Source organism: Streptomyces sp. (assembly GCF_031181555.1).
Lineage (GTDB): Bacteria > Actinomycetota > Actinomycetes > Streptomycetales > Streptomycetaceae > Streptomyces > Streptomyces fimbriatus.
The window spans coordinates 1-5,042 of sequence record NZ_JAPSKQ010000277.1; the positions used below are offsets into that span (position 1 = coordinate 1).

The window sequence follows — 5,042 nt, forward strand, 5'->3', positions numbered from 1 at the left end:
CGACCACGACAACGGGCGTGGCGGCAACGGCGACCACGACGACAAGCACTGAGACGACAAGGACTGATACGACAGCGACGACAACGCGATGTGCGGCCGCCGACACGGGGCCGCACATCGGGCCGTTGTCCCATGACCGCCGGGTCGCCGACCGGCCCGCGCCGGCCGGGGACCCGGCCTACGCCAGCCCCGCCTCCGCCAGCAGGTACGCCGTCATCGGGTCGTAGTGGCGGGGGCTGACCACGTGGTCGTCGAGGGGGACCGTCACCTGGACGGTGCCCTCCGCCTCCGCGAGGAACAGGGCCGGGTCGTTGCAGTCGGCGTAGCCGACGGAGTCGACGCCGTACTGCCCCGCGGCACCCGCCCAGCCGTGGTCGGCGACGACCAGGTCGGGCAGCGGGCGGCCCTCGCGCTCCAGGGCGGTGAGAATGGCCTTCATCGGTTCACCGGAGTGCGTGTGCCACAGGGTGGCGCCGTGCTCCAGCACCGCCACGTCCGCGAACTGCATCACATAGCCCTCGTCCGTGCTCAGCCCGTCCGGGATGACGACGATCTCGCAGCCGGCGGCCCGCAGCGCGGCGGCCGTGGCACGGTGCACGTCGAGCAGGCCACCGGGATGGCCGGTGGCGAACAGCACCCGCTGCCGTCCGTCCGCCGCCTTGCGCAGCCGTCCGGCCATGCGCTCCAGCCCGGCGACGGTCAGCTCGGGGTCGATGGTGTCCTGGCCGTGCCGGTGCTCGGGATCGTCGTTGACGCCGACCCGCTCCGCCATCACCGCGAGCACGTCCTGCTCGTCGTTCCAGCGGTCGCCGAGTTCCAGGCCGAGCCAGTAGTGGCGGTCGCCGTTCGCCAGCTTGCGGTAGTGGGAGAGGTTGTTCTCGCGCGGCGTGGCGACGTCGCCCGCGATGCGGGTGGCGACGAGGTGGGCGAGGAGTTCGGCGCGGCTGGGTGTCCCGGGTATCGGCATGCCCCCCATTGTGGAGCAGCGGCCTGTGGCCGTCCCCGGCATGTCGCACGCTGGGACGTGCGTCACGTACTCATTCGGCTCCGTACGGATACTCAGGGTGTGCGGGTCCGGTCCCGGTCCCGGGGGTTCAGGTCCGCCGCAGCGCGAACCACAGCTCCATCCGTACGTCCGGGTCGTCCAGGTCGGCCTCCAGCAGGGCCGAGCACCGCGCGATCCGCTGCCGCACGGTGTTGCGGTGCACGGACAGGGCCACCGCCGTGCGGTCCCAACTGCCGTGCAGGGAGAGCCAGGTGCGCAGCGTCTCCGTGAGAGCGGGGGCGTCCGCCACCGGCGCCAGGAGCGCGCGGGCGTGGGCGTCCGCGTCGTGCGGGGTGACGAGGTCGGCGAGGGCGGCGGCCCGGGAGCCGTGCCGGACCAGCGGGGCGCGGGTGGCGCGGGCCCGGGCCAGGGCGCGGGCCGCCTGGGTGTCGGCGGCCGGCCAGTCGTGCGGGGCGACGGCCGCGCTGACCCCCAGGGTCCAGCCGGGCAGCGCCTCCACGGTCCGGTCCGCCGGCACCAGGACGCGTACGACCTCGTCGGCCGGATCCACCAGCGCCGACCCGAGCGCGGCGCCCAGCGCGGAGGCGGCCAGGGGGTCCGGTGCCCGGGCGGCCGGCCGGGCGTGCACCACCCGCCACCGGTCCCCGCCGAGCAGCGGCGCCACGTCCTCGGGCCGGCTGCCCAGCAGCAGCCGCACGAGTGCGGAGGACCGGGCCGCGCCGGTGCCGCTCTGGTGCTCACCGGTGAGCAGCGAGAGCAGGACGGCGGCCACGGACGCGATGGTGTGGTCCCCCGGGTCCCGCTGCGGGGCGGCGATCCCGAGCACGAACCCCTGGCCGCCGCCGAGCGCGTAGGCGGCCAGACCGGTACCGGCGACCGTGTCGGTGGCGGAGGCGGGCCGGCCGGCGTCGGGGCGTACGACCTCCGCCAGTTCCGCCAGGGCCGCCCGCACCTCCTCCCCCTGGTCCCGCCCCGCCGCCGCGAGTTCCGTGCCCTCCGGGCCGTAGAGCACCGCCCGGCCGCCCAGCCTGCGGGCCAGCTGGTGCAGGACGGACGGGACCGGGTCGGGACGGGCGGCGGCGGTGGCGAGGCTCTGCTGGGCCTCCGTCACGCGGCGCAGCTCGGCCAGGCGGGCCCGGGCCATCAGCTGCCAGACCGCGCGGACCACACCCGAGAAGGTGGTCCGCGGCGGCACCTCCAGCAACGGCAGTCCGTGCGTCGCGCAGGCCTCGGCCAGCGCCGCCGGCACCGTGTCGTGCACCGGTGCCACGCCGAAACCGAGCGCCGCGCCGCCCGCCGCCACGATCCGGGAGACGTAGGCGTCGAAGTACCCCGCGCCCGCCCCCTCCGGAATGTGCACCCCCGCCGACAGCAGCAGTTCCCCGCCCAGCAGGTACGGGTACGGGTCCGCCATCTCCGAGGTGTGCGCCCCGTGGACGACGATGCCGGGATCGTCCGGCCCGGCGATCCGGCGCAGGCCGAGGTCCTCGCGTGCCAGCAGCGCGTCCAGGGGCACGGGCGGCGTGGGCGGAACCGCGGGCTCCGGCATGGTGGACGTTTCCTCCATCCCGTTCGGTCGGAATGGAGGAAACGTACACTTCGCAGTTGCTTTTCGGCCACCTAGGGTCGGGTCAGACCGGCAGCCCACGGGTACGGGCGGATGTCCCCGTGACGAGCGGCCGGACCTCTTCCCTCTGCACGACACGCCACCGACAGCGCGCGAAGGAGGCCCCATGGCCGTCGACTACCTGGTCATCGTCGTCTATCTGGCCGGCATGCTGGCCATGGGCTGGTGGGGCATGCGCCGCGCCAAGTCCAAGAGCGAGTTCCTGGTGGCCGGCCGCCGCCTGGGCCCCGCGATGTACTCCGGCACCATGGCCGCCATCGTCCTCGGCGGCGCCTCCACCATCGGCGGCGTGGGCCTCGGCTACCAGTACGGCCTCTCCGGCGCCTGGATGGTCTTCACCATCGGCCTCGGCCTGCTCGCCCTGAGCATCTTCTTCTCCGCCCGCATCGCCCGACTGAAGGTCTACACCGTCTCCGAGATGCTCGACCTGCGCTACGGCGGCCGGGCGGGCGTCATCTCCGGCGTGGTCATGTGGGCGTACACCCTCATGCTCGCGGTCACCTCGACCATCGCCTACGCCACGATCTTCGACGTCCTGTTCGACATCAACCGCACCCTCGCGATCGTCCTCGGCGGCTCCATCGTCGTCGCGTACTCCACGCTCGGCGGGATGTGGTCCATCACGCTGACCGACATGGTGCAGTTCGTCGTCAAGACGATCGGCGTGCTGCTCCTGCTGCTGCCCATCGCGGTCGTCAAGGCGGGCGGCTTCGCCGAGATGAAGGCGCAGCTGCCCACCGGGTACTTCGACCCGCTGGGCGTCGGCGGCGAGACGATCTTCACCTACGTGCTGATCTACACCTTCGGCATGCTGATCGGCCAGGACATCTGGCAGCGCGTGTTCACCGCCCGCAGCGACCGCACCGCCCGGTGGGGCGGCACCGTCGCCGGCACCTACTGCCTCGCCTACGCCCTCGCCGGCGCCGTCATCGGCACCGCCGCCAAGGTGCTCTACCCGAAGCTCGGCAGCCCCGACGACGCCTTCGCCACCATCGTCAAGGACGAACTGCCCGTCGGCGTGCGCGGACTGGTGCTGGCCGCCGCCCTCGCCGCCGTGATGTCGACCTCCTCCGGCGCCCTGATCGCCTGCGCCACCGTCGCCAACAACGACATCTGGGCACGCCTGCGGGGCATCGTGGGCCCGTCCGGCGCACGGCACGACGAGGCGCACGACGAGGTGAAGGGCAACCGCGCCTTCATCCTCCTCATGGGCCTCGCCGTCATCGGCACGGCGATCGCGCTGAACGACGTCGTCCAGGCGCTGACCGTGGCCTACAACCTGCTCGTCGGCGGACTCCTCGTGCCGATCCTCGGCGGGCTGCTGTGGAAGCGCGGCACCGCGCAGGGTGCCCTCGCCGCCGTCGCCGTCGGCGGTCTGGCCGTCATCGGCCTGATGGCCGGCTACGGCATCCTCGCCAACGAGCCCGTCTACTACGGTCTGTTGTCCTCCCTCGTCGCCTACGTCGTGGTCTCCCTGGCGACCCGGCCCACCGACGAGGCCGTCCTGGCCGTCTGGCGCGAACGCGTCGCCGGACGCGCCCCCGCGTCCGAATCCCCGTCCGAACCGGTCCCCGCCGCCCAGTAGAGTCGTCAGGGCAGGCAGTACATACGCGACGAAGCGTAGGAAAGAAGGCAGTACCCCATGAGCAGCAACGAGACGCCCCGCGGCCCCGTCGACTCCTCCCGCATCCCGCGGTACGCCGGTCCCGCGACCTTCGCCCGGCTGCCCCGCCTCGACGAGGTCGGCCGCGCCGACGTCGCCGTGGTGGGCGTGCCGTTCGACTCGGGCGTCTCCTACCGGCCGGGCGCCCGCTTCGGCGGCAACGCCATCCGCGAGGCGTCCCGGCTGCTGCGCCCCTACAACCCGGCGCAGGACGCCTCCCCCTTCGCCCTCGCCCAGGTCGCGGACGGCGGCGACATCGCCGTGAACCCGTTCAACATCAACGAGGCCGTGGAGACCGTCGAGGCCGCCGCCGACGACCTGCTCGGCACCGGCGCCCGCCTGATGACCCTCGGCGGCGACCACACCATCGCGCTGCCGCTGCTGCGCTCGGTCGCCAAGAAGCACGGCCCGGTCGCCCTGCTGCACTTCGACGCCCACCTCGACACCTGGGACACCTACTTCGGCGCCGAGTACACCCACGGCACCCCGTTCCGCCGCGCGGTGGAGGAGGGCATCCTCGACACCTCCGCCCTCTCCCACGTCGGCACCCGCGGCCCGCTGTACGGCAAGCAGGACCTCACCGACGACGAGAAGATGGGCTTCGGCATCGTCACCTCCGCGGACGTCTACCGCCGGGGCGCCGACGAGGTCGCCGACCAGCTGCGCCAGCGCATCGGCGACCGCCCGCTGTACATCTCCATCGACATCGACTGCCTGGACCCGGCCCACGCCCCCGGCACCGGCAC

At 73.4% G+C, this 5,042-nt stretch carries 4 protein-coding genes; 2 read left to right on the forward strand and 2 right to left on the reverse strand.

Annotation, left to right across the window (positions count from 1 at the left end; all coding sequences use genetic code 11):
• Positions 1 to 178: 178 nt before the first annotated feature.
• Complete coding sequence (locus RIM90_RS30535; RefSeq protein ID WP_309063983.1) at positions 179 to 967, reverse strand: phosphatase; 789 nt, start codon at positions 965 to 967, stop codon at positions 179 to 181.
• A 127-nt stretch (positions 968 to 1,094) separates the two neighbouring features.
• Positions 1,095 to 2,555, reverse strand: coding sequence for a helix-turn-helix domain-containing protein (locus RIM90_RS30540; protein ID WP_309063984.1), 1,461 nt, complete (start codon positions 2,553 to 2,555; stop codon positions 1,095 to 1,097).
• Positions 2,556 to 2,739: 184 nt separating this feature from the next.
• Between RIM90_RS30540 and RIM90_RS30545 the strand changes: the two genes are divergently transcribed.
• Together RIM90_RS30545 and RIM90_RS30550 are read left to right on the forward strand one after the other, a co-directional pair.
• Positions 2,740 to 4,218 (forward strand): sodium:solute symporter, encoded by a 1,479-nt coding sequence (locus RIM90_RS30545; protein WP_309063985.1) that lies wholly within the window; start codon positions 2,740 to 2,742, stop codon positions 4,216 to 4,218.
• A gap of 57 nt (positions 4,219 to 4,275) precedes the next feature.
• Positions 4,276 to 5,042 (forward strand): agmatinase (locus tag RIM90_RS30550; RefSeq protein ID WP_309063986.1); only part of this gene is annotated, 767 nt, incomplete at its 3' end.